The organism is Streptomyces sp. NPDC088817 (assembly GCF_044750345.1).
Lineage (GTDB): Bacteria > Actinomycetota > Actinomycetes > Streptomycetales > Streptomycetaceae > Streptomyces.
Genome location: NZ_JBIVJN010000003.1, coordinates 107,942 through 131,322, shown reverse-complemented (window position 1 = coordinate 131,322; position 23,381 = coordinate 107,942). Strand labels below are relative to the sequence as shown.

Annotated in this window: 15 protein-coding genes and 3 pseudogenes; 13 read left to right on the top strand and 5 right to left on the bottom strand. The window is 67.4% G+C overall.

Annotated features, from left to right (window positions below):
• Entirely contained in the window at positions 1-1,161 is a 1,161-nt protein-coding gene (locus ACIP4X_RS06755; protein ID WP_358729253.1) for an acyltransferase family protein, read from the top strand.
• Between the two features lie 38 nt (positions 1,162-1,199).
• Here the strand turns inward: ACIP4X_RS06755 and ACIP4X_RS06750 are convergent, their stop codons facing one another.
• From ACIP4X_RS06750 to ACIP4X_RS06740, 3 genes are all read right to left on the bottom strand, one after another.
• Positions 1,200-2,291, bottom strand: a complete 1,092-nt coding sequence (locus ACIP4X_RS06750) for a hypothetical protein (RefSeq protein WP_358729255.1) — start codon at positions 2,289-2,291, stop codon at positions 1,200-1,202.
• 300 nt (positions 2,292-2,591) lie between these two features.
• Positions 2,592-4,175: an FMN-binding glutamate synthase family protein gene (locus ACIP4X_RS06745; protein ID WP_358729257.1), complete on the bottom strand. Its 1,584-nt coding sequence runs from the start codon at positions 4,173-4,175 to the stop codon at positions 2,592-2,594.
• Between the two features lie 856 nt (positions 4,176-5,031).
• On the bottom strand, positions 5,032-5,787 hold the full coding sequence (locus ACIP4X_RS06740) for a sigma-70 family RNA polymerase sigma factor (protein WP_401347017.1): 756 nt from the start codon (positions 5,785-5,787) through the stop codon (positions 5,032-5,034).
• 406 nt (positions 5,788-6,193) lie between these two features.
• Between ACIP4X_RS06740 and ACIP4X_RS06735 the strand changes: the two are divergent.
• The 5 genes and pseudogenes from ACIP4X_RS06735 to ACIP4X_RS06715 form a co-directional block, all read left to right on the top strand.
• Positions 6,194-6,574 (top strand): annotated as a pseudogene (locus ACIP4X_RS06735) (site-specific integrase); the annotation flags it as partial.
• 138 nt (positions 6,575-6,712) lie between these two features.
• Positions 6,713-7,018 (top strand): ferrous iron transport protein A, encoded by a 306-nt coding sequence (locus ACIP4X_RS06730; protein ID WP_401347387.1) that lies wholly within the window; start codon positions 6,713-6,715, stop codon positions 7,016-7,018.
• The gene (locus tag ACIP4X_RS06725; protein WP_391456996.1) at positions 7,015-8,952 is read left to right on the top strand and encodes a FeoB small GTPase domain-containing protein; all 1,938 of its coding nucleotides are present in this window, start codon (positions 7,015-7,017) and stop codon (positions 8,950-8,952) included. Before ACIP4X_RS06730 ends, ACIP4X_RS06725 begins: the two co-directional genes overlap by 4 nt.
• Positions 8,949-9,527, top strand: a complete 579-nt coding sequence (locus ACIP4X_RS06720; protein WP_391456998.1) for a NifU family protein — start codon at positions 8,949-8,951, stop codon at positions 9,525-9,527. The genes ACIP4X_RS06725 and ACIP4X_RS06720 overlap by 4 nt, the downstream gene beginning before the upstream one ends.
• A 491-nt stretch (positions 9,528-10,018) precedes the next feature.
• Entirely contained in the window at positions 10,019-10,948 is a 930-nt protein-coding gene (locus tag ACIP4X_RS06715; RefSeq protein ID WP_401347014.1) for a phosphotransferase family protein, read from the top strand.
• Positions 10,949-10,995: 47 nt separating this feature from the next.
• Here ACIP4X_RS06715 and ACIP4X_RS06710 read toward each other — a convergent pair.
• Positions 10,996-12,144 (bottom strand): annotated as a pseudogene (locus tag ACIP4X_RS06710) (hypothetical protein); the annotation flags it as partial.
• Positions 12,145-12,298: 154 nt separating this feature from the next.
• On the opposite strand from ACIP4X_RS06710, the gene ACIP4X_RS06705 reads away from it, so the two are divergent.
• The gene (locus ACIP4X_RS06705; protein ID WP_401347011.1) at positions 12,299-13,540 is read left to right on the top strand and encodes an IS256 family transposase; all 1,242 of its coding nucleotides are present in this window, start codon (positions 12,299-12,301) and stop codon (positions 13,538-13,540) included.
• Positions 13,541-13,577: 37 nt separating this feature from the next.
• On the opposite strand, the pseudogene ACIP4X_RS06700 reads toward ACIP4X_RS06705, so the two are convergent.
• Positions 13,578-13,784: pseudogene (locus ACIP4X_RS06700) on the bottom strand (hypothetical protein); the annotation flags it as partial.
• A gap of 260 nt (positions 13,785-14,044) precedes the next feature.
• Here ACIP4X_RS06700 and ACIP4X_RS06695 point away from each other — a divergent pair.
• From ACIP4X_RS06695 to ACIP4X_RS06670, 6 genes are all read left to right on the top strand, one after another.
• Complete coding sequence (locus tag ACIP4X_RS06695; protein WP_388484197.1) at positions 14,045-14,605, top strand: bifunctional DNA primase/polymerase; 561 nt, start codon at positions 14,045-14,047, stop codon at positions 14,603-14,605.
• Positions 14,595-14,915, top strand: a complete 321-nt coding sequence (locus ACIP4X_RS06690; RefSeq protein ID WP_388484199.1) for a hypothetical protein — start codon at positions 14,595-14,597, stop codon at positions 14,913-14,915. Before ACIP4X_RS06695 ends, ACIP4X_RS06690 begins: the two co-directional genes overlap by 11 nt.
• Before the next feature lie 4 nt (positions 14,916-14,919).
• Entirely contained in the window at positions 14,920-15,240 is a 321-nt protein-coding gene (locus tag ACIP4X_RS06685; protein ID WP_388484200.1) for a hypothetical protein, read from the top strand.
• Between the two features lie 488 nt (positions 15,241-15,728).
• Positions 15,729-16,921, top strand: a protein-coding gene (locus ACIP4X_RS06680) for an IS3 family transposase (protein ID WP_401347006.1) whose coding sequence is annotated in 2 segments (ribosomal slippage) — positions 15,729-15,993 and positions 15,993-16,921 — 1,194 coding nt in all. Because the reading frame shifts where the segments join, the coding sequence is not laid out codon by codon here.
• 497 nt (positions 16,922-17,418) lie between these two features.
• Entirely contained in the window at positions 17,419-20,598 is a 3,180-nt protein-coding gene (locus ACIP4X_RS06675; protein WP_388484202.1) for a helicase-related protein, read from the top strand.
• On the top strand, positions 20,595-23,381 hold the full coding sequence (locus ACIP4X_RS06670; protein ID WP_388484203.1) for a DUF1156 domain-containing protein: 2,787 nt from the start codon (positions 20,595-20,597) through the stop codon (positions 23,379-23,381). The genes ACIP4X_RS06675 and ACIP4X_RS06670 overlap by 4 nt, the downstream gene beginning before the upstream one ends.

Below are 23,381 nucleotides of genomic sequence, written 5' to 3'. Positions count from 1 at the left end.
ATGGACAATCCACTCCCCAGACCTGCCACCGCCGTCTCCACCGACCGCGCCGGAGCGGCGGACCGGGCCGGCGCGACGGACCGGACCAGGAACCCGTGGTGGGACAACACCCGGTTCCTCTCCGCCACGCTGATCGTGATCCTGCACACCGGCGGCAGCATCATGACGCGAGTGGACGCGCTGCACTCCTTCCACATCGCGAGCTGGGCCTTCCGGGTGCCCGCCTTCGTCATGCTGGCCGGGGTGTTCAGCAACGCGGGGCCGCTCGGCCCCCGTTCCCTGCGCACCCTGATACAGAGCATCGTGCTGCCCGCCCTCGCGTTCAGCCTGCTCTACTCGCTGGAACGGTACTGGCTGGGAAACGACTTCGCCGTGTACGTCGTCCAACTGCCTTGGACGCTCTGGTTCCTGATGTCGCTCTTCTTCTGGCGGCTGCTGCTGCCGCTGGTGGTCCAGCTACGGCACCCCCTGCTCGTCACGACCGTCATAGCCCTCGCGGTGGGGTACGTCGAGGAGTTCGGGCTGGAGTTCTCGGCGAGCCGTACCCTCGTCTACTTCCCGCTGTTCTACCTCGGCTGGCGGATCGGCCAGGGCCTCCTGAGCGGCTGGCTCAACAGCCGCTGGAGCCTGTACGTGTCGGTCGCCGGAATCCTTGCCTCCTGCGTGGTCGGATGGCTGTGGCACCGGGACATCAAGGGCAACTGGCTCTCCATGCGCCATCCTTACGCCGCCGGCGACCCGCTGAGCCTGGAGTGGGCCTGGGTCATCCGGCTGCTGGTCCTGGCCTCGGCCGCCGCCCTGGTGCTCTGCCTGCTGCGGGTGATGCCCCGCCGGCGGCTGCCGCTGATCTCCACGCTGGGCGCCGGCGGATTCACCATCTACCTGCTGCACCCGCTGGTCATCCTGCCGGTCCGGGAACTGGGCTACATCTCCCGGGTGAACACCCCGGTCGAGGTCGCGGGCCTGGTGCTGTGCGCGATCCTGCTGACGACGGTGCTCGGCTCCCCGCCGGTACGCCGCCTGGTCCGCCCGCTGACCCGCCCGTCCACCGGCTGGCTGTTCGCCCCCGCCGCCGCCGGGTCGCGGCAACCGGAGCGCGCTTCGACCCAGGTAGCACCGGGCCACGTACCACCGGCGCCGGAGCCCGCGAGCGCGCCGTAGCCCTCAGTCCTCCGCGGCGGGCTTCACGTCATCTCCGCCTACGACCGCGAAACGGTCCCGCAGCCCTCCCGTACGAGCTCCTCCAACGGCGTGCTCCTGTCGTACGGGTCGACCTCGGGGCCGTTGCCCGGGGCCGAGGTGGCAAGGTCCGTGCTGAACCTGGGCGTGAAGTAGCCGGGGAAGGTGCCGCATTCACTGTTGCCGGTGTCCACCATGTAGGAGACGAGGGAGAACGTACCCGGATCGACGACGACCTTCGCCGGATCGTCCCAGCTCATCACGACCTCACGGCGCACGATGGTGCGCGCGACCTCGTCGACTCCGGGCGTGGCGGGTGCGATCGGATACACGTACGTGACATCGGTGGTCACCTCGACCGCACCGCGGTCACCTTCGCGGTACGTGATCCGTCCTCGCACCTTGACCACGTCCCCGACAAGCCGGACCTTCGACGTGTCGAACCGGCTGAACAGCAGCAGAGGATCGTTCTCCCGGTTGGGCGCGCGGAACGCGGTCGCCAGGTAGTCCTTGACATCCTTCTGATGGGGATTGATCAAGGCGATCGCCTTCCGCGGCCGCTCGCCGCGCAGCACAGCGGGATCCAGACTGGAAGCGGCGAGGAAGTCCCGGCTCTTCTCGAGCGCCTGCGCGACCTGCGCCTTGCTCATCCAGCCGGTCGCCCGGGCCTCGGGCATGCCGATCCCGGCCGTGCCGTCACCCCACCGCGTCGCGGGCGAACCCCGGAACGGCTGTGAAAGGGTCGGCAGTTGGGCTACGGCCTCGGTCGGCGGCGCCTGATCCGGACGCTGCGACTCCACAGCGAGCGGCGTGCTCTCGTCGCCCGCGCCGCCGCCCCCGAACCATCCAGCCACCCGCCCCGGATCCAGCGCCACGACCAGCAGGGCGGCCGCAGCCAGCAGACCGACCGCGTACCAGGCCTTGCCTCCTCGCCGCCGGGCCGGCCTGTGACTCCGCCACGGCTCCGGCGGACCGGTCTCCTCCCGCAGCCGCCGCGCCACCATCCGGGCCCGCGCCGACGGCTCCTCGGGCGCCCCCTTGGTCCCCGCCTCGGCCTCCCGAAGGAAGCGCTCCCACTCCTCGTCGGGTATGGACCCCTCGCCCTTGCCCACGCTGGGCTCCCCTTCTCCGGCACCCGTCCCCACCCCAGGACGGTGATCATCCGTGCATCATCACACAGCCGGGCCTGCCTCAAGATCACCTGCGGTCAGGGGCATTCGGCGCTGCGGGAGATGGCGGCGGGAGGCGGCCCCGGGGCGCGGATCGGTGTTCTGGGCGGAACGGTGTTCCGGGCCCCGGGCGCGCGGATCAGTGTTCCGGGCAGGCCCAGCCGACCTTTGCCGCGCCCCGCGCCGCTTCCCCCGGCGCGGGCCAACCGCCGCACATGCGCACCGAATCCGCCGGGAGGCATCTCAGACCGCGAAACGGTCGGGATCCGCGGCCTTCCAGTCCACCGCCCAGGACTCGGGCGGCTCGATCAGCAACTGGCCAGGGGTCAGCCAGTCGTAGAGCTCCGCGTAGGAGCGGACGGCGACCGGGTCCACGCGCCGACGCAGCATGTTCGGGCGCAGTTCGGCGGGGTCACTCACGCCCAGCGAGGCGATGATCTGCAGTGCGCTGCTCACCGTGGCGGACTGGAAGCGGTGGACGCGGGCCGACTTGTCGTCGACGTCCAACGCGCGTGCACGGCGCGGGTCCTGCGTGGCGACGCCGGCGGGGCAGGTGTTGGTGTGGCAGCTCTGCGCCTGGATGCATCCGATCGCGAACATCATGGCGCGTGCCGCGTTGGTGAAGTCGGCGCCCTGCAGCATGCGCTTGACGATGTCGGCCCCAGTGGCCACCTTGCCGCTGGCGCCGATCTTGATCCGGTCCCGCAGGCCGACGCCGACCAGGGCGTTGTGGACGGTGATCAGTCCCTCGGTGAGGGGACTGCCCAGATGGTCGGCGAACTCCAGCGGCGCCGCTCCGGTGCCGCCCTCCGCTCCGTCGACGATGATGAAGTCCGGTGCGGTGCCCTCTTCGAGCATGGCCTTGCACACTGCCAGGAACTCGCGCCGGGAGCCCACACACAGCTTGAAGCCGACCGGCTTGCCACCGGACAGCTCGCGCATCTCGGCGATGAACCGGATCAGTTCCCGGGGCGTGTCGAAGACCTGGTGGTACGGGGGCGAGATGACCGTCTTCCCCTCGGGAACCTCGCGCACCCGGGCTATCTCCGCGGTGACCTTCTCGCCGGGCAGCACCCCTCCAATTCCGGGCTTGGCTCCCTGAGAAAGCTTCAGCGACACACACTTCACGTTCTCGCGAGCGGCCTTTTCGGCGAAGCGGGCGCGATCGAAACCGCCGTCCGGGGTGCGGCAGCCGAAATAGGCGGTGCCGATCTCCCACACCAGGTCGCCACCGTGGCGCAGGTGGTACTCCGACATGCCGCCCTCGCCGGTGTCGTGAGCGAAGCCTCCGAGGGCGGCCCCCTGGTTCAGGGCGAGGATGGCGTTGGCGGACAGTGAACCGAAGCTCATGGCGGAGACGTTGAGCAAGGCCATGTCGTAGGGCTTGGTGCAGTCCGGGCCGCCGATACGGACCCGGGGCTGCTCGGCCGGCACCGGGCGCGGCCTCATCGACGATTCGAAGTACTCGTAGCCCTCGGCGTAGACGTTCCGCTCGGTGCCGAACGCGATCTCCGCTTCGGTCCCCTTGGCGCGCTGGTAGACGAGGCTGCGCACATCCCGGTCGTACGGACGGCCGTCATAATTGCGCTCGATGAAGTACTGCTGCAACTCCGGCCGGATCGACTCCAGCATGAAACGGATGTGTCCCAGCACCGGATAATTACGAAGAACGGAGTGACGCTTTTGGAGCAAGTCGTAAGTGCCGAGCCCGGCTATCCCCGCGCACAAAGCGGCGACCAGCCACAACCAGGGCGACACGGTCAACGCAGAGACGCCGAAGGAAATGGCGAGAGCCCAAATGAATACGATCACTGCAATTCTGATCATGCGGGGAACGTACAGCCCTCCCGGCGCGCGGCACAATGTCCAAGGATGAGACATCCGACGCATCCCGCCCGGCAACGCCGCCGACCTCGCCATTGACTGGACGTCACCTGCGGCGATGCCCTCGCACTCGGTGTCCCCACCGCTCACGAGGTCTTCCAGCGCCCTACGGACGCTCGACCGCCGGCGCGAGCCGGGACAGGGGTGCTCGGGCCCACGGACGGGAAACCGCCTGCACGCCGACAAGGCTATTGCCCACACTCCCCCGTCCTCAGGTCAGGTGTCACCTATCCGTGCTGCAGTCCAGTGTTTCCGCTGGTGACGGGGTCTTTGGGCACCTTATGAAGGGTGCCCCCGGCAGGATTCGAACCTGCGCACACGGCTTCTGAGGGCCCTTCGGGACTACGAAGCGTTGCTGGCCAGGGGGCACGTTGTCGACCGGCTGCTCGGGGCTTGTTCACGGACGGCCCACGGCGCCTCGCCGGAGCAGCTCTACTCTCAGAGGCCTTGCAAGCTGAGCGCGTCCGCCGGAGCCCGCCTCAGTCCTGCTATTCCCCGCGACCATTCAGCGGATAGTAGACGCTAAACCCCGAGCTTTACGGAAGCTCTATTGCATTTTCCTGATGAGTATTCTTCCCGCCAATCTGGCGGAACAATTAGTGGCAGGTCTTCTGCTGCGAGAGAAAGTTGCACTGAGGTGACTGAAATTTGAGGCTGCCCGGTGTCCGAGACCTTGGAAAGAGCTTCTTCAAGTCGCTCATCCACGTCAATCAATTCTGAGAGGGCTGAGCGTAGTTGTGAGACCCCCCTCTGCATGAAGTCATCCATTGCGTGCGTGTAGCTCTTCGATTCAGGCATATCAGCCGATCCCTTCCGTGTGAAGAATTTTGGCCAGGTTGGCGCGCGCTCGATGTAGGTTCTGTCTCACGTTCGTCGGGGACATCCCCATGGCTTCTGCGGTTTCGGCCGGCGAGCAACCGTCGTACGCAAATGCCATGACAGCCTGCTGCAGGGGTGGGAGCCGTCGCAGAAATTGAACGACTTGGGATTTTTCCACCAGTTCGTCGCTAGAGTCTGAGTGGGTGGAATCTGGGATACTCTCGCTCAACTCGTGCAGTCGATTCTTTCCAAGAATTTTGGTCCACAGTCGGAAAGATACGCGTCGAACCCATGCGATGGGCTTTTCCACGGAGTGCCAATTCCTGGCAAGTTCGATAAAGGCCATTTGTACGGCGTCCTCTGCGTCGACTCGGCGCGCTCCAGCAGTGATCAGGAATCCGACTAGGCGATGCAGGGACTCCCTGAAGATAGCCGCGAAATCTTCCTCGAATCTCCCGGTCGAGATCGAGTATTCCTTCGTTGCTGTTTCGAGGAGACGTCGCCACGAAGTGACTGTGGGTCGACGGTCCAGGAGAGCCCTACGTTCGCCCTCGGTCATGCCACCCCAGACGCCGAACTCGACGCGGTTGTCTAGCGCGTCAGCCAGGCACTCGGTACGAACTTGGCATCCCTGGCACACGGCTTTCGCGCGAAGCTGTGCCGAGCCCTGCACGAACAGCTCGTCAGGGTCGGCAGTTCGGCACGCAGCCAGTGACGACCAGTCTTCTACCCACATGCCGTATCCCCCTGGTTTGACCGCTGATCGAAGTGGCCCACCTCGATCACGGTTGTGCCGCTAGCGTCACGCACCCGGCTTCCAGGCGGTAGGGCGCGCACGGTGTCTCGACGCACAACACCCCGGTGCCGTTCCACCTGGAGGTGCGCACGCTCGCGCACCCACGTGCGAGCAAGCGCCAGAACCTGTGCAACAACAATGACGATGGCTGCGATCCCGGTCTCCGACAACATCCCGCTCCCCTTTCAGTAGCGCTGTTGTGGGGTAGTGGGGAGCGGAACCCTGGAGTGTGACGTCTGGGCGAGCACTTTTTTGGGGGGGGGAGGAGGTAGGAGGCGTTTAGACGTCTGATTGAACGCCCGATCTATCCTGAAAGTCCCTTCCGTGCAGCCCGCGGTGGTAGCGCCGACCCGTGCCGATCCCGCCCCAGCTCGTCACCATCCTCAGGCAACACCTCGACTCCTTCGGCGTTGCCGAAGACGGGCGGCTGTTCACCAACGAACGCGGGGGAGTGGTCGGCTCGTCCACGTACTACCGCGTCTGGCAGGAGGCTCGGGCGCTGGCGCTCCCGCCGGCCGCGGTCACCTCACCGCTCGCCGCCCGGCCGTACGACCTCCGCCACTCGGCGCTGTCGACGTGGCTCAACTCCGGCGTGGACCCTACAGAGGTCGCCGAACGTGCGGGTAACCGCGTTGAAGTCCTACTGAGCCGCTACGCCAAGTGCATCGACGGGCGGCAGGCGATCGCCAACCGCAAGATCGAAGAGTTGTTGCGTGAGTACGAGTGATCATGCACGGCATCGGCTTGGCTCCCGCAGATCCGCAGCTCTCCGTGGGGTCCAGCGTCGGGAAGGGGGGCGATATTGCCGCTACCGGGATAAAAGGTTAGCCTGCCCTAAGCTACTTAGGTGATCCCGGGGTTGAGGATGTCGATGGTCTCAGTGCAGTTGGGTGCGCTTCAGCGCGGTCTGTCCGTGCCGACGGATTCAGCGGGGGATGCGCGACTGGCCGACCTGCGACCCGGAATGAGTGGCCAGGTGATCGACATCGACGAGTCGGTCGAGCCGAGCACCGCGCGACGACTGTTCGATTTGGGGTTCGCTCCCGGCGCTGAGGTCACCGTGCTGCGGAAGGCGCCGCTTGGCGACCCCGTTGTCTTCCAGATCGTGGAATACGAGGTGGCACTGCGCAAAGAGCAGGCTGCCGGCATCCGTGTACGGCGCACAGCATGAGCGCGCACTGCGGTCCGGTGGCCCAGACGGTCACCGGCAATACTCGTCTGGCTCTGGTCGGCAGCCCGAACTCGGGCAAGAGCACGCTTTTCAATGCCCTGACCGGCCTGCGGACCAAGACCGGCAACTACCCCGGAGTGACCGTCGCGCGCTATGAGGGGACAGCGCGTGTCGGCGAGCACGAGGTGGTCATCGAGGATCTGCCGGGCACCTACAGTCTCGACCCGATCAGCCCGGACGAGCAGGTCGTCGCCGATGTGCTCGACCCGGATAACCCGGGCATCGGCACACCCGACGGGATTCTCGTCACGATCGACGCGACGACGCTGCGCCGTTCCCTCGGGCTACTGGCCCAGGTCATGCAGACCGGTCTGCCGATCTGTGTGGTGCTCACCTTCCGTGACGAACTGGCCCGTCGCGGCGGCACCCTTGACGTCTCGGCCCTCCGCCGTGCACTCGGCGTACCGGTCGTCGCGGTGACAAGCGGATCACGCAATGACCTGGCGCAGTTGCAGTCCATGCTGCTCGACTGGGCCGCATGGGAGCGGCCGGTCGTCGCGCCGCCCACCGATCCCTCACAGAGGCGGGCTTGGGTGGAGTCGCTGCTGCAGAGCGCGGACTACCAGGTACCCGAGGTCGATCACCGCACGCGGCGCATCGATGCCGTACTGCTGCACCCGCTGTGGGGCACACTCATCTTCTTCGCGACCATGTTCGCGTTCTTCCAGATCATCTTCACCGTTGCGACACCGCTGCAGGATGCGGTGCAGAGCCTCTTCGACTGGCTCGGCACGCTGGTCACCGAATACGTCTCGAACCCGTTGCTCGCCGGCTTCCTCGGCAACGCCCTGATCGGCGGCTTGGGCAGCGTACTGGTCTTCCTGCCGCAGATCGCCCTGCTGTTCCTCATGATCTCGCTGCTGGAAGGCAGCGGCTACCTCTCCCGTGCGGCCTTCCTGATGGACCGACTCATGGCCAAGGCCGGGCTGGAGGGCCGGGCGTTCGTCGCCCTGCTCTCCTCCCTCGCCTGCGCCATCCCCGGCATCATGGCCACCCGCTCCCTCCCGTCGGCCAAGGACCGCTTCGCGACTATGATGGGCGCGCCGCTGATGACCTGCTCGGCGCGTCTGACGGTCTATGTGCTGCTGACCGGCCTGCTGGTGAGTCCCGATACCAGCGTCGGTCCCTTCGGTGCCCAGGGTGTCGTCATGTTCGCCCTGTACCTCGTCGGCGCGCTCTCGGCCATGGCGACGGCCTGGGTCTTCAAACGGTTCAGCAGCCGGGGCGGGCCGGTGCTGCCGTTCTACATGGAGATGCCGTCCTACCGGCTGCCGCGGCCGCGGGCGGTGATCGAGGCCATGTGGAGCGCCTGCAAGGGCTTCCTTCACAAGGTCGGCCGGATCATCCTGCTCGTCACCGTCGCGATGTGGCTGCTGCTCAGCCTGCCCATGCACAGCGATGCCCAACTGCGCTCCGCCGGAGTCGACCCGACCGACCGGACCGCCGTCTCGGCCTACGAGGTCGACCACAGCTACGCCGCCGACATCGGTCATGCCATCGAACCCGTCTTCGAGCCCCTTGGGTTCGACTGGCGGATCAACATCGGCGTGCTGGGATCGCTGTCCGCCCGCGAGGTGTTCGTCGCCACGCTCGGCCAGGTCGCCGCCGCCCAGAACCCCGACCAGCCGGCCGAAACCCTGGCACGCATGACCTACACCGACGGGCCGCACCAGGGAGAGAAGCTCTTCACCCCGGCCACGACGGCCGCCCTGCTGGTCTTCTTCCTCTATGCACTGCAGTGCATGTCGACGGTCGGGGTCATGCGCCGTGAGACCGGCTCGTGGAGATGGCCCGCGGTCGCCTTCGGCTACATGTTCGTGCTGGCCTGGACCATGGCCTTCCTGACGCACACCGTCGTAGGACTGCTGGCATGAGCATCGTCCCCATGCACCCCGAGGCCACGGCCGACCCGCAGGCTGTCCGCTGGGTGATCCCCGCCGGTACGCTGCCGGTCGTCGGAGAGATCGCCGAGGCCCCGGACGAGCTCGGGGACATGCTCCACCGCGAAGACATCGCCTCCATCGAGGTGGAGACAGGGGCCGTGGTGATCCGGCTCGCCGACGGCCAGAGCTGGTCCGGCACAGGAGCACGAGTACGCGACGCGCTCAGCGCCGCACTGCAACACCCCCAGCGGTGGCGGCCGGCCGACGTGGTCACCGAAGACGTCCTGCTGCGCGCCGCACTGCAGGACGTCCTGGACGGATCCGCCGGCGACTACATCCGCTCCCACGGCGGCGAAGTGACGATCGTGTCCGCCCACGATCGGCACGCGGAGGTGCGGATGGCGGGCACCTGCAGCCACTGCCCAGCCGCCGGATTCACCCTCCACTCCCGCCTCGAATCGGAACTGCGCGCCCGCTTCCCCGACCTGGTCGAACTGCGCGCCACGGAGGAGCCCGACAAGGCGGCAAGGCGCACATGGCTCACCCTGCGCCGCCGCAGCGCGTGACCGTCCAAGACAGGGGCGGCGACGGATCCGTTGCAACCACTTTGGCCGACAGGCTGCGCGCGGCTTCCGCCGGCAGTCACAGGCTCCTGTCGGCGGAAGGGCTACGGCCATGGAGGAGCGCGGGCCCGTGGACTGGGCCAGGGGCCTTCCCATTTGTAGGGGCTGACCTGGGCAGACGCTCCAAGATCCTGTCCACGAACAGTCCACAGACGGCGTCCTAGGGTCGCTCGGCGCTGCACGCCTGCACATGCAAGAAGACCCCGGCCTCAGCGTTTCCGCTGGTGACGGGGTCTTTGGGCACTTCATGCGAAGTGCCCCCGGCAGGATTCGAACCTGCGCACACGGCTCCGGAGCCCAGGTGAGTGCGCGGAGTGTCGGGCGCGCTGACCTGCGGGGGAGGGGTGCAGGGACGCCGCTCCATCCAAGATCATTACGCTCCTATTACGTGGGCGCCCTGTGCGGGGGTGCGGCTGCGCCGTATCGTCGGAGGCATGATCTCGGGCAGTGGCGGGGGACCGGTCGGCGGCGGTACGGAGTTCACAGCGGAGGGCGTGGCAGTCGTCCTGCGTGAGGCATGCGAGGCTGCCGGACTGGATGCGAACGGGGCGGAGCTGTTGCGGCTCGGCTCCAACGCGGTGTACCGACTGGCGTCCTTACCGATCATTGTCCGCATCGCCCGTGACCCTGGTGTGCTGCCGGAGATGGAACGCGCCGTGGGCGTGGCCCGCTGGCTGCAGACGGTCGACTTCCCGGCCACCCGAGTGCCGGCCGGGATCGCTCAGCCCGTCGTCGTACGCGGTCTGGTGGTCACCTTCTGGGAGAGCGTCCAGGAGCGCGAGGAGTACGCGACGGTCGGCGAACTGGCCGACCTGCTCCGCCGGCTGCACTGGCTGGAGGAACCCGAGTCACTGGGCCTCCCGTACTTTGACCCCATGGCCAAGCTGTCTGCCTCGCTGGATGGACTGAATGCCGTCTCCGAGGAAGATCGGTCCTTCCTGGAGGAACGGGCGGCCAAGCTCGCCAAAGAGTACGACCGGCTGGACTTCGTGCTCCCCTTCGGGTTGATCCACGGGGATGCCAGCATCGGAAACATCCTCCGCCACCGGGATGGTCATGCCGTCCTCATCGACCTCGACGGATTCGCCCTCGCTCCGCGCGAGTGGGACCTGATCCAGACCGCGCTCTTCTACGACCGGTATGGCTGGCACAGCGAAGTGGAGTACGCCGAGTTCGTCCACCGGTATGGGTTCGACCTCATGAACTGGCCCGGATACGAGACCTTGGCCGACCTGCGGGAGCTGATGATGGTGGCGTGGCTCGGTCACCAGGTCGGCGTGAGCGAGCGTTCTGCTGCCGAGTTCGCCCGGCGGGTGCGGTCCCTGCGGACGGGTAAGGGACGCGAGGAGTGGAACCCCTTCTGAGGGGCGGCGGTCGTCTTCCTGCTGAGGCCGGTAGCTTTCGGTCGGCCCTACTGCTCCGTAGCGATCCACAACCTGTGTTCGCGGACCTGCTCTGCAAGTTCACGTGCTGCGCTGCTTCGGCCGGCCGCGCTGAGGTTTCGGCGGAACTCGGTCAGGTAGCTGATGCATCGCGCCGACTTGAGCTGTTCTCCGAGATCCAGTGCGTCGAGTGCCACGCGGCATGCCTCCTCGACGTCTCCGGCCCGTAAGTGGGCGTCGGCCAGGACCATGGTCGCGAAGAAGTCGCTCCGTACGTGGCTGCCGCTCATGGCGTTCTCGGCGTGGGCGACGGCTCGGCGGGCGCTGTTGACGTCACGGAAGCAGTGGGCGGCTTCGGCGGCAAGCTCGGCTTCGTCGAAGTAGCTGATCCACTCCGGCTCGTCCTCGTTGTTCCGGCTTTCGAGAGCTTTGGTCGCTGCGCTCAGGGCGGCCTCGCAGGCAGCGACGTCGCCGGTACGTGCAAGGGCGCGGGCCTCCATGGCATGGAACTGCGCGCGCAATGTCGGCGTGGCCACCGGAGAGATGCCCATGAGGGCGGCACGGGCGAGAGTGGCGGCCTGGGTGTACCGCCCCAGGAACGTCGCCTGATGGCTCATCGCTGACAGGATGCTGCCCGCGAGCCGGCGGTCGTTGGCGTCTTGGGCGAGACGGAGGGCCTGGAGGAAGTACCTCTGGGCGAGTCCGTGATGGCAGGCGTCGTACGACATCCATCCAGCAAGGAGGGTTGCTTCTGCCACGGTGGAGAACAGGGCCCGGCCCACCTGTTCGGTGTACCGGCCTCGGAGGAGTGGGGCCACGTCGTTGTTGAGGTACTGGATGACCGAGTGACGTGCGTGGTCTCCGCCGAACTGGTCGTCGAGCTGGGCGAACATGTCCGCCGTGGTCTTTATGGCTGCCACGTCGCCGAGACTGACCCGGGCGCCTTCGGTCCGTGGCCGGGGGATGCCCGGCTCGGGCGCGACCAACCACCGAAGGGACGCCTCGTTCCACGCGGGCTCGGACGGCTCTGCTGTGAGCAACGGGTCGTACTGGTTGAGGTCAGCACGCCACAGTTGGCCAACCGTCCGAATGGCGTCATCCGGGCTGGCGGGATACGCGGCGTCGAGCAGAGCGGTGTCTTTGAGTTCCCCGTGACTCAATCCGAGCTCGACCGCGCTGGTGGTGGATGGCGTCCCTTGTCGTGGTGTAGCCGATCAAGGTTAGGGAGTGCGCCGGGGGCGTGCGCCAATGTGGCTTTCGCTCCCTGCCCGCAGGGTGGGCCACCGTGCAACTCTCCGTAATGAACGGGCAGTTCAACGCGGGAGGTGCGGGGTGGCCCTGTCTCAGCATGACCTACTCCGGCTGCTTGAGTCACTACGTTCGGCGGACGGGCTCGAACTCGTCCGCGGTGTGGCCGAGCGGATGCTCCAAGAGCTGATCGAGGCCGAGGCCACGGCCCGGATCGGCGCGGAGTGGAACGAGCACACCGAGACGCGCACCGCGCTTCGCAACGGGCACCGGGACAAGACGCTCAGCACGCAGGCCGGCGACCTGGACCTGGCGATCCCAAAGCTGCGGTCGGGGAGCTTCTTCCCCGTACTGCTGGAGCGACGACGCCGGATCGACCAGGCCCTGTATGCGGTCATCATGGAGGCCTACGTCCATGGCGTGTCCACGAGATCGGTCGACGACCTGGTCAAGGCCCTCGGCGCGGACACCGGGATATCCAAGAGCGAGGTCTCGCGGATCTGCCAGGACCTGGACGGCCAGCTGACCGCATTCCGCAACAGGCCCCTGGACCACGTCCGCTTCCCGTACATCTACCTGGACGCGACCTACTGCAAGGCGCGGGTCGAGCACCAGATCGTGTCCCGGGCCGTGGTGATCGCCACCGGGATCACCGACGACGGTGGCCGCGAGGTGCTGGGAGTGATGGTCGGCGACAGCGAGACCGAGGCGTTCTGGACCGAGTTCCTGCGTCACCTGCGCGAACGCGGTCTGACCGGGGTCCGACTCGTGATCGGCGACCACCACTTAGGGCTGGTCAAGGCCATCCGGAAGGTCATGCTCGGCGCCGCCTACCAACGCTGCAGGGTTCACTTCCTGCGCAACGTGTTCAGCGTGATCAACAAGGAAGCGGCCGAGATGGCCGCCGCGACAATCCGCACGATCTTCGCCCAGCCCACCGCCGACGCGGTCCGCACCCAGCTGGACACCGTCGCCGACATGCTCGGCAAACAGTTTCCCAAGGTCAAAGCGATGCTGCTGGAGGCGAAGGACGACCTGACCGCCTTCGCCGCCTTCCCGGAGCGACATTGGAAGAAGATCCAGTCCACCAACCCCCTGGAGCGGATCAACCGCGAGGTCAAACGCCGCACCGACGTCGTCCAGGTCTTCCCCAACGATGACGCGCTCCTGCGACTGGTCACCGCCGTGCTTTTCGAACTGCACGACGAATGGATCGCCTTCCCCCGCCGCTACCTGCCCGAGGGAAGCATGGACCAGCTGTACCCCGCCGAGCGCCCCGAAAGCGCCCCCGCACTACCCAACACCCCCAACACAACCGCCGGATGATCGGCTACACCACGAGAAAGGACACGACCCTGGTGGTGAAAGCGTCGCACAGAAGCGGGCCGTAGAAGTCGTCCGGGGTGCTGTGGCCGTTCTCCCAACTGGCAATACGCCGCTTCACGCTGGCGTCCGACGGGAGTTGGTGGCCGCGCTGGGCGGCGGCCTGGCGAAGCTCCCTTACCAACCGTGGCTGACTCCAGCCTCGGCCCGTGCGAGCCTCACGTAAGCGGACACTGGTCGGCTTCAAGGCGGCCTTTCACTCCCTGGGTGATGCCAGTGCGACAACTCGGGGTTTCATTACTGAATGTACGTGTTGGTCATCGCTTCGTGCAGGCAGTAACCGGAGATCGTCTGCAAGGAATGGGGAGGACGGGGGATGACGTGTCGTGCATGGACGCGTCATCCCCCGTCACCTCTCGTCATCTGCCCTGGCCAGGGGGCCGGCCGTGAGTCTGGATGCACTGCGGCATCGGGGCCGCACCGTAGTCCGACTGAAGGTGAGACGACGTGCAGAGGATGACCAGGCGGGGCATGGAATGGCTGTCTGCGGCGGCGGACGACCCAGCGCAGTGCCGACAGGTTTGGGCGGATGACCCGCGGATGCCCTGCCTGCTGGCGACGGGGCGTTTCTTCGACGTGGTGAGCGTAGAACAGCGCCTCGGCTTGGAGATGTTCGACCGGCTTTTGCGCAGTGGCTTGCCGTTCGGGCCCTCGGTTGTCGACCGCAAGGCGCAGCGTGTCGGATTCTTCCTCGGCTCACAGAGCCGCGAGACCTTTACGCACTACCTCGAACGCGAAACATCCTCCCCGCCGTCGTACCGGTACCTCGGTCACGGCTCCGCCGTCGTAGTACCCGGCCCCATCCCGCTGTCCAGTGACCGCTATCAGTGGCTTCGCGCGCCGATGCGCCGGCCGGCGGCCAACCCGCTGCGGCCGGTCGCCCTCGCGACCGCGCTGGTGGCCTCCGCGGAACTGCTGGCGAGGATCGACCGCTTCGACGAGCAGTACCCGACTCCGTACGCGGCGGTCGCTGCGCTTCCCGAGGAGACGACCACCGATGCGGGATGAGCCGGCCAGCGGGCACGACGCTGCCACGTGGTCACCTCTCGACAGCGACGGATGGTACGCGGCCCGAAACGCGACCACCGCACTGCGGGACGCCCTCGTACGCGCGGGTCTGGAAAAAGACTTCCCGTACCTGCGCGCGGACTTGAACGCCTTCGGACACGGCCTCGTCGAACTGGGCCGGGTGTCCCCCGACACGGCCGAACGCCTCGCAGAACTCCTGCGCCTGGCACTGGCAAGCGGCTTCGGCACGGACCGTGGCGGGCTCGGGCACGCACCGACCACCGCCAATGAACACAAGGGTAGGACCTGACGTCATGACCGACCGGCGAGGAGTGGTGGCCAAGCGCGCAGAAGACTTGTTGCCCGGCGTGCCCTACGTCCGCGGCTGGAACCGAGCACGGCGAAGCGCCGGCACCCTGGCCGATCAGCTGGTGCTGCTCGGGCTGGACTCCGACTTCCCCGGCCTAGTGGCCGACGTGAACGTCTTCGGTGACGGGTTGGTGCAGCTCGGCACCGTTCGCCCTGAAGCGGCCGAACTGCTGGCGAAGCTGATCACGACAGGACTGGAAGCGGAGCTACGCGGCGCGACGGCCGAACCGCCTATGACCACCCGGCGGGAAGCGCCTGCGGCCTGAACCGTTCCTCGGACGCAGGTTGGGCGCGATTCGAGAGCAGTCCCGCGATCAGACGACCTGGCCCCTTGCGACATCGTGTCCCGGCACTGTGGCAAGGGGCTCTTCGCTGCCCTGGTGCGCTCTGGTGCGTTCCTCGGCCTGCCGTTCGGCCGGGACCGGCGCCCCAGCGCCGCAGCCCGGACGAAGCGGCGGGCCGATGGGTGACATCAGCCTGGGAGGCTCGGGTTATCTACCGGTGGCTGCCTGACCTGCTGGGGAGCGGTGTTGACAACTCCTTGCGCGCCGCAGACTGGTTCCCCGTGGTTCCCCGCACGATCTGACACGGTTCTGGCACAGCAACAGCTTCGGAGGCCACTGCATCGACGGCTAAAAGGCTTGTTCAACGCTTTGGGCCGGTCTTGGGTCGCACACCAGTCTGAGCTGACCCCCGTTTCGTGGAGTCCCTGAAGCCAGGCTTATGATCCTGGCTCGAAGGAGAACCACGAGCAGTGCCAGCACCACGTAAATACCCGGACGAGCTCCGCGAGCGGGCCGTCCGCGAAGTCCGCACCACCGGCCGCCCGGTCGCGCATGTCGCCCGGGACCTCGGCATCCACAAAGAAGCCCTGCGGGGATGGGTCCGCCAGGCCGAAGCCGACGCCGGTGACCGGGACGACCGGCTCACCACCGCCGAACGCGAGGAGCTGAAGCAACTCCGCAAAGAAGTCGCGGAGTTGAAGCGGGCGAACGAGATCCTGAAAGCCGCCAGCGTGTTTTTTGCCCAGGAGATCGACCGTCCCCGGACGAGGCCGAGCAAGTGATCGACCACCTGCGCCAGAAGGGCCTCGGGGTCGATCCCGTCTGCCGGGTTCTTGAGCTGTCGCCGTCGACGTACTTCGCCCGCAAGAAGCGGCCGAAGTCGGCCCGCCGGCTCCGCGACGAGCAGCTCATGCCGCTGATCGAACGGGTCCACGCCGAATCCGGCGGCACCTATGGCGCCCGCCGGATCACCCGCGCGCTGCGGCGCAAGGGCGTCCAGGTGGCCCGCTGCACTGTCGAGCGACTGATGGCCGAGCTGGGCCTGGAGGGCGTCATCCGCGGGCAGCGCCGGCGGACCACCGTCCCCGAACCGTCGGCGCCCCGCCCGCCGGACCTGGTCGACCGGGACTTCACCGCGAGTCGGCCCGACCAGCTCTGGGTGGCGGACATGACGTATGTCCGTACCTGGTCGGGCTGGGTGTATGTGGCGTTCGTCCTGGACGTGTTCTCCCGGACGATCGTCGGCTGGCAGGTCGCGAACCACATGCGCACCGAACTCCCGTTGGATGCCCTGGAGATGGCGCTGTGGAGACGGAGGATCAAGAAGGACTCCGGTCTCATTCACCACAGCGACCGCGGGTCGCAATACGTATCAATTCGGTACACCGAGAGGCTGTCCGACATCGGGGCTTCGGCCTCGGCCGGCTCGGTCGCGGACAGCTATGACAACGCGATGGCCGAGGCCCTGAACGGCACCTTCAAGGCCGAGCTGATCGAGATGCAGGGCCCCTGGACCGGCTTCGACCAGGTCGAGCGGGCGATCTTCCAGTGGGTCACGTGGTACAACGAGGAACGGCTCCACTCCGCCCTCGGCTACGTACCGCCCGCCGAGTACGAACGCGACTGGTGGCGACAACGGGAAGCCTCCCCGCGCTCCGCCTAAACAAGATCGCCGGACTCTACGAAACTCGGGGCAGCTCAGTCCACAAGTGGTCCGTGAAGATTGCGCCCTGCGGTTCCCAGACTGGCGACGGAGTGCTGGCCCTGAGGCACTGTGCCTGCTCGCCGCCTCCCAGCCCAGTGAGGGTGGAGTGCATAACTGCCGCGCAGTTGGGAACTTCATATCGCTGACCATGCGTCAGAGAGTGATGTGGAGGTCATTCGGCGGAGGAGGCCATCCCACAGGCATCTCACTCAGCTAGTGCAGGTGAAGACGTCGATGCATGTGCTGGCCTGTGCGCGATCTCGCGTATGTGTGGACCAAGTTGTGCCATCCATGAGTGAGTTGATATGAAGATTCTGGGGAGGTTGCGAGTCGACTTCGAGGAGGTAGGGCGCGGCGGCGATTCCATCCCTCCGGCGGTCCTGACGCAGCTTCGGGGATGGGGGAATGCTGTGGGTATGGCTGAGTCGGACGATCTTCCGGCTAGTGGCGCTCAAGTGCGCATCGATGGCGAGATGCTCACCGTCGTTGCGGCAGTGCCCACCGTTGACGGCGCTGATCTTGTCGTTCGACGCAGCGACGGCACGCTCACCGACGTGGTATTGAGTCACGCCGATCTGCGCGCGGCGACGGTGCCGGTTAACGACGGGAAGGGCGATTCAGGGCGGGCGCTGGCAGGGTTATGGGGCCGGTGGATGCAGTACGCCGTCCCCCGCATCCGGTCCGCTGTGCTGGCCACCCGTCCGCTTCGGCCGTACGCGCATCAGGACGAGGCAGTGTTCAGCCACATGCTCGCCCAGCCACGGCTGCGGTTCCTGCTTGCCGATGAGCCGGGTACCGGCAAGACCATCATGACGGGGATGTACATCGCCGAGGGCACCCGGCGCGGGCTGGTGCCGGGCCGGACAATCATCATCGTGCCAGCGCACCTGGTGGCCAAGTGGCAGCGAGATCTGCGCCGCTACTTCGCGATCGAGGCGGCGACAGTGACAGCCGAGGTCGCCAGAAGTCCCCGGGATCTGGATCCGCGGGTCAGTGTGTGGGTGGCGAGCGTGGACCTGTACACGCACAACGCGGACGTCCGCCGCACGATCTCCGGGGCTCGGGCGTCGTGGTCACTGGCCGTCTTCGACGAGGCGCACCGGCTGACGCCCACCTCCCAGTACTTAGGTGCGGCGCGGGAGGTGGCGAACCGCTCGCACCACCTACTGCTGCTGACCGCGACCCCACACCGGGGCAAGGAGCATTACTTCCGTGCCCTGCTCAACCTGCTGGATCCCACGCTGTACCCGTGGGATCCGCGGCAGTCCGAGTACGACAGGGCGCTGAAGCCCTCGACGCTGTCCTTCCTTCGCCGAATGAAGGAGGAATTGAAGGGCTTTGACGGTACCGATCTGTTCCCGCCCAGGTTCGCCGAGACGGTGCCGGTGGATCTCAACGGCCCGGAGGCGGCGGCCTACACCGCGGTCATGGACTACGTGGATGTCCACTACGGCGAGAACGCGACGCTGGCCCGCTCGATCTACGGTAAGCGGGCCGCGTCCTCTCTGGTGGCCGCGGCCGCGACGGTCCGGCGGCGAGCGGAGGCGCTCAAGGGGCCGGCCACGGGCCGGACGAGCGCGGTGGTGCCCGAGGAGTTCGCCCGCAGCGACGGGACGGTCGACCTCGCGGTGGAGGACGACGAGGCCTGGCAGCGGGCTGAGGAGGCCCTTGTTCGCGCGCGCAGCCGTGACAAGGACAGTGAACTGGCGGCCGTCGAAGGGGTCTTGGCTGCGATCGAGCAGGCCAAGACTTCCGGATTATCCACGAAGTGGGAGCGGGCGCAGAAGCTCCTGGCAGTCCACGGCATCGCGCCCGGGCAGGGGCAGTTGCTGGTGTTCACCGAGTTCGCCGATACTGCCCGCTGGCTGGCCGAGCGTTTCGACCGGGCTGGCTACAGCGTGGAGGTGCTGCAGGGCGCGGTCAGCCACCACGAGCGGGATCGACTCCAGCAGCGATTCCTGACCGGGCAGTTCCAGGTACTGGTCTCGACCGACGCCGGCGGCGAGGGGATCGACCTGCAGTCCGCCCACGTGATGATCAACTGGGATATCCCGTGGTCCCTGGTCCGTCTTGAGCAGCGTATGGGCCGCCTGCACCGCATCGGCCAGTCCCAGCCCGTGTACATCTACCACCTAGTGGCGCCGCAGACCCGCGAGGGGCGGGTCCAGGAAGTCATGCTGGGCAACCTCCAGGCCGCTGGGGAGTCGCTCGGTGGGCGGATCTTCGACCTGATGGACGCCACCGCCGACCGTGTCGGCTTCGACTACACCCGCGCTCTTACCGAGGCCCAGGCCGGCCGCGACGTTGCCGTTCCTGCGGTGGCCGAGTTGCTGGCTACGGCCAAGGAGCTGGTCAGGGACGAGAACCGGCTCCACACGCCGGCAAACACCGAGGCGGCACTGGAGCGGTTCCGCAGCGACCGCCTGGAGGCGATCAACCCGGTCATCGTCGACGGCTTCGTCGACCAGCTCGCCTTCGCTGAGCACTGGAGATCGGGCCCGGGCCCGGCCAAGGGGATCCGCCACCTGAGCGCGACCCGGCTGTTACCGCCGGCGCTCGGCGGCACGCACGAGGCACTGGTGGCCGCCGATGGTGCCTCGGTCCGGAAGGCCGTCAACGATGGCGCCCAGGGACTGGACGACGTCGTCGTGCTGGGTCCCACCGAGGAGCCGTTTCACGAACTGACCGACCTGGCCCTGCGCATCGGCGAGAGCGACCTGATCCGCGGCACGATTCTCACCGACCCCGCTTCGCTGACCGACTACACCCTGCTGGTCTACGACGCCGAGGTCGAGGTCCACGACGGCATCCGCCGCCGACGGCGTAAGTCACCGGTCTTGATCCGGTACTCCGGCGCCGGAGCCTTCGAGAGCGCCTGGGAGTCCCTGATGCTGCTCACTCCCAGCGGCGCTGTCCGCCGGACGGCACCGCCGCTCTCCCCCGCGCTGCGCCACGACGCCGAGCACGAAGCCCGCGCAGCACTGGCCCGCGAAGCCGCGCGGGCCCGCGCCGAGCGGGAGGCGTGGGTCGATCAGGCGCGTCGGCAGCTCGACCAGGTCGAATATCGCTACCTCGACGAGCTCGAAGACCTGCCCACTCCGGAGCGGCGCGAGCGAATGGCCCGTTTCGGGGAGCTCAAGCGCGACCGCCTCGCCCAGCTCGACGACATCAGCAGGGTCGGGCAGAGCGCTCCGCGCCTGGTCGGCTGGGCGTACGTGGTCGGTGAGGCCCGCGCCGACCAGCTCGGCTACGACCCCGACAGCGAGGCGGTCGCAGTGGCCGCCGTCCTGGCCGAGCTGGAACGGCTCGGCTTTGACGTGGACGACCGTCAGAGCGCCGGGGTGGGCTATGACCTGCTGGCCCGGCACCGCACTACCCGCGAGCAGCGCCTGGTGGAGGTCAAGGGCCTGCAGGCGGGCCTGGCGCCGGTGTGGCTGGAGCAGCATGAGTGGGCCCAGGCACAGCAGCGCGGCCAGGACTACTGGCTGTACGTCGTGGTCGACTGCGCCACTGCCCCTGCGGTTGCGGTACGGGTCCAGGACCCGGCCGGTCTGCTGGCCAGCGGGCCGCGGCGCATCGAACGGTTCCAGATCAAGGTTGCCGACCTGCGTCGGCTGATGGGAGAACAGCGGTGACCGCCATCGAACAGGTGCACTCGGCGAGTACGCCGCCTGCCGCGCCAAGCGGCGGCGATGATATGGGGAGCCGCCTGATCGACCGCTGGTTCCCGTGCGCCTCGGTCGACGCCGCGGTCGGTAGACCGGCCGGGTCCGGACGCAGTGAGAAGGCGCTGTTCACCTGGTTCGCCTCTCGGCCTATTGCCCAGGCCCGCGCGGCCGTGCTGACGGCCCTGCTGCCGGACCAGGTGGCCCACCACGACGATGTGGAGAAGGCGGTCGGGAGCGGCGACGCCGAAGCCCAGCAACGCCTGCGGAAGGCCATTGCTGCCCAGTACCCGTCAGGTCGCCCGGTGGTCCTTGACATGTTCAGTGGGCGCGGCATCCTCCCACTGGAGGCCGCGCGCCTGGGCGTGACCGCCGTCGGCACAGATCTCAGTCCGGTGGCGACCCTGGGCGGGCGACTGCTAGCCGACTATCCACTGCATGACTGGTCGGCCGAGGCTGCCGTCCCCTTCATTGATGGCGCGGATCTAGAAGACGGGCTCTTCTCCGCTGAAGGGCCACGGCTTCTCCGAGATGTCCGTGCCGTACTAGCAGAGGTGAACAGGCGTGTGGCCGAAGCTGTGGCGCCTTACTACCCGGCCAACGATCGCGGAAAGGTGCCCTGGGCTTACCTATGGGCCGTGAGCATCCCGTGCGACCAGTGCCGTCGGCGCTTCCCACTCATCGGCAGTATGCGCCTGCAGTTCGCCTCCGGACGTGAGGGGGATTACGGGCAGTCGCTCGAACTCGTCATCGACGGAGATCAGTGGCAGCCTCAGGTGGTGGGCGGAGACCCCACCCAGCAGCCGACCTTCTCGGCCGCAGCTGGCCGCAAAGGCAAGAGTGCTCGTTGCCCATTTCCGTCCTGCGGACACGTTCACACGCTCGATGCCGTCAAGGCGATTGGCTTCGCTGGCCAGTACGATGACGAACTTCTCGCCGTCGGGGAGGAGAACGAGGGGGTTGGTAAAACCTTCCGAATACCGACGCCTGACGAGGTGCGAGCAGCAAAATCTGTCGACCTTACTCAACTCGATGGCTTTGGCCCCTTCACTGCTGTTCCTGACGAGGCGATCCCGCCAGGCAACCAGGACACAATCCGAGCCAGCGGCTACGGCTACTGCACCTATGGCGCCCTAATGAACGACCGGCAGGCCCTTCTCTTCGCCGAGACCGTCCGCGCTATCCGCTCCGTGCGCACCGACCTCTTGGCTGCAGGGCTCACGCTGGACTACGCGGGCGCACTCACTGCCTACGCTGCAGCGAACATGCAGCGGCGACTCAGGTATTCCACTCGGGGCGCGAAGTTGCGCGCCTTCGGCGGCAACGCCTCGCGCAAGGGGACGTGGGTCCAGGTCCACGACATCTTTGCAGACGAAAGCAAGGTGTCCTTCCAGTTCGACTATCTCGAGTCCGGGCCGGGCAGCGGTCCTGGCACTTGGGAAAGTGTGACTGACAGTGGCCTGCAGGCCCTCAAGAAGGTCATCCAGGGAAGCGCTGCAGGACGTCCGGGCCGATTCCGTCGTGCCTCCGCAGTAGCCCTCCCCTTTCGCGACGGGTCGGTAGATGCGGTCGTCACCGACCCGCCGTACTACAACATGATCGACTATGCCGATGCGTCGGACCTCTTTCACGTCTGGCTGAAGCGTTGCCTCTTCGATGTGTTCCCCGACCTTTTCGATGTTCCGGGGCTGCAGGACAAGAGCGACGAGATTATCGTCAAGCGCGGCAACGCCCCCGGCGAGCACCGCACCCGTGACTTCTACGAGCAGATGCTGAGTCGGGCTTTCGGCGAGGCCCGGCGCGTCCTGCGTCCGGATGGCCACCTCGTCGTCGTCTTCGGGCACTCCGACCCCGACGCCTGGCGTCGCCTGCTCGGCGCCCTGCACGACGCCGGCTTCGTGGTCACCAGCTCCTGGCCCTCCAGGACCGAGACGGCCGCGACGGGTGTGGCCAGCATCAAGGTCACGGTCACCATCGGCTGCCGCGTAGCCGCCCCCAACCGCCCGGCCGCCACTGCCGCCCAGGTCGACCGCGAAGTCACCGAGCGGGTCAAGGCTGCAGCCCGGGAGTGGGACCGCGACGGGCTGGCCCTTACCGACCAGCTCATGGCCGCCTACGGGCCGGCCATGGAGATCTTCGGCCGCTACTCCAAGATCCTCAAGCCCGACGGCAGCCGGGCCGAACTCGACCGTTACCTGACGCTGGCGCGTACCGCGGTCCGCGACGCCACCGCGCTCAAGCTGGACGAGTTGCCGCTGGAGACTTTCGACTCCCCCACCCGCTTCGCGGTCTTCTGGCAGCGCCTGTACGCGCGTTCGGACGTCCCCAAGGGTGAGGCGCGCTTCCTCGCCCAGGCGGACAACCTGCGGCTGGAGGACCTGCGTGGCGCACTGCTGACGGAGAGCAAGAGCGGCTACCGGCTGCGGCTGGACGCGCCGGACGCCGTCGGCGAGCAATCCTCGGCCTTCGAGGTGGTCCGGGCCATGGCCGCCGCATGGGACCAGAACGCCACCGAAGGCGTCGCCGCCGTGCTGGCCGACTGCGAACGCCAGCCCACCGACGCGCACCTATGGGCGGTCGTCGGGGAGATCGTCGCGCAGCTCCCGCCCAGCGACCAGGTCGCCAAGGCGCTGACCGCCGTGCAGCGCAACGCCGCCACCATCACCAGCCTGGCGCACCGCGCCGCCACCGCATCCGCCCCCGGCGAGCCCGTCGCCCAGCTCGCCCTGTCCCTGCCTGATGAGGAGTCCTGA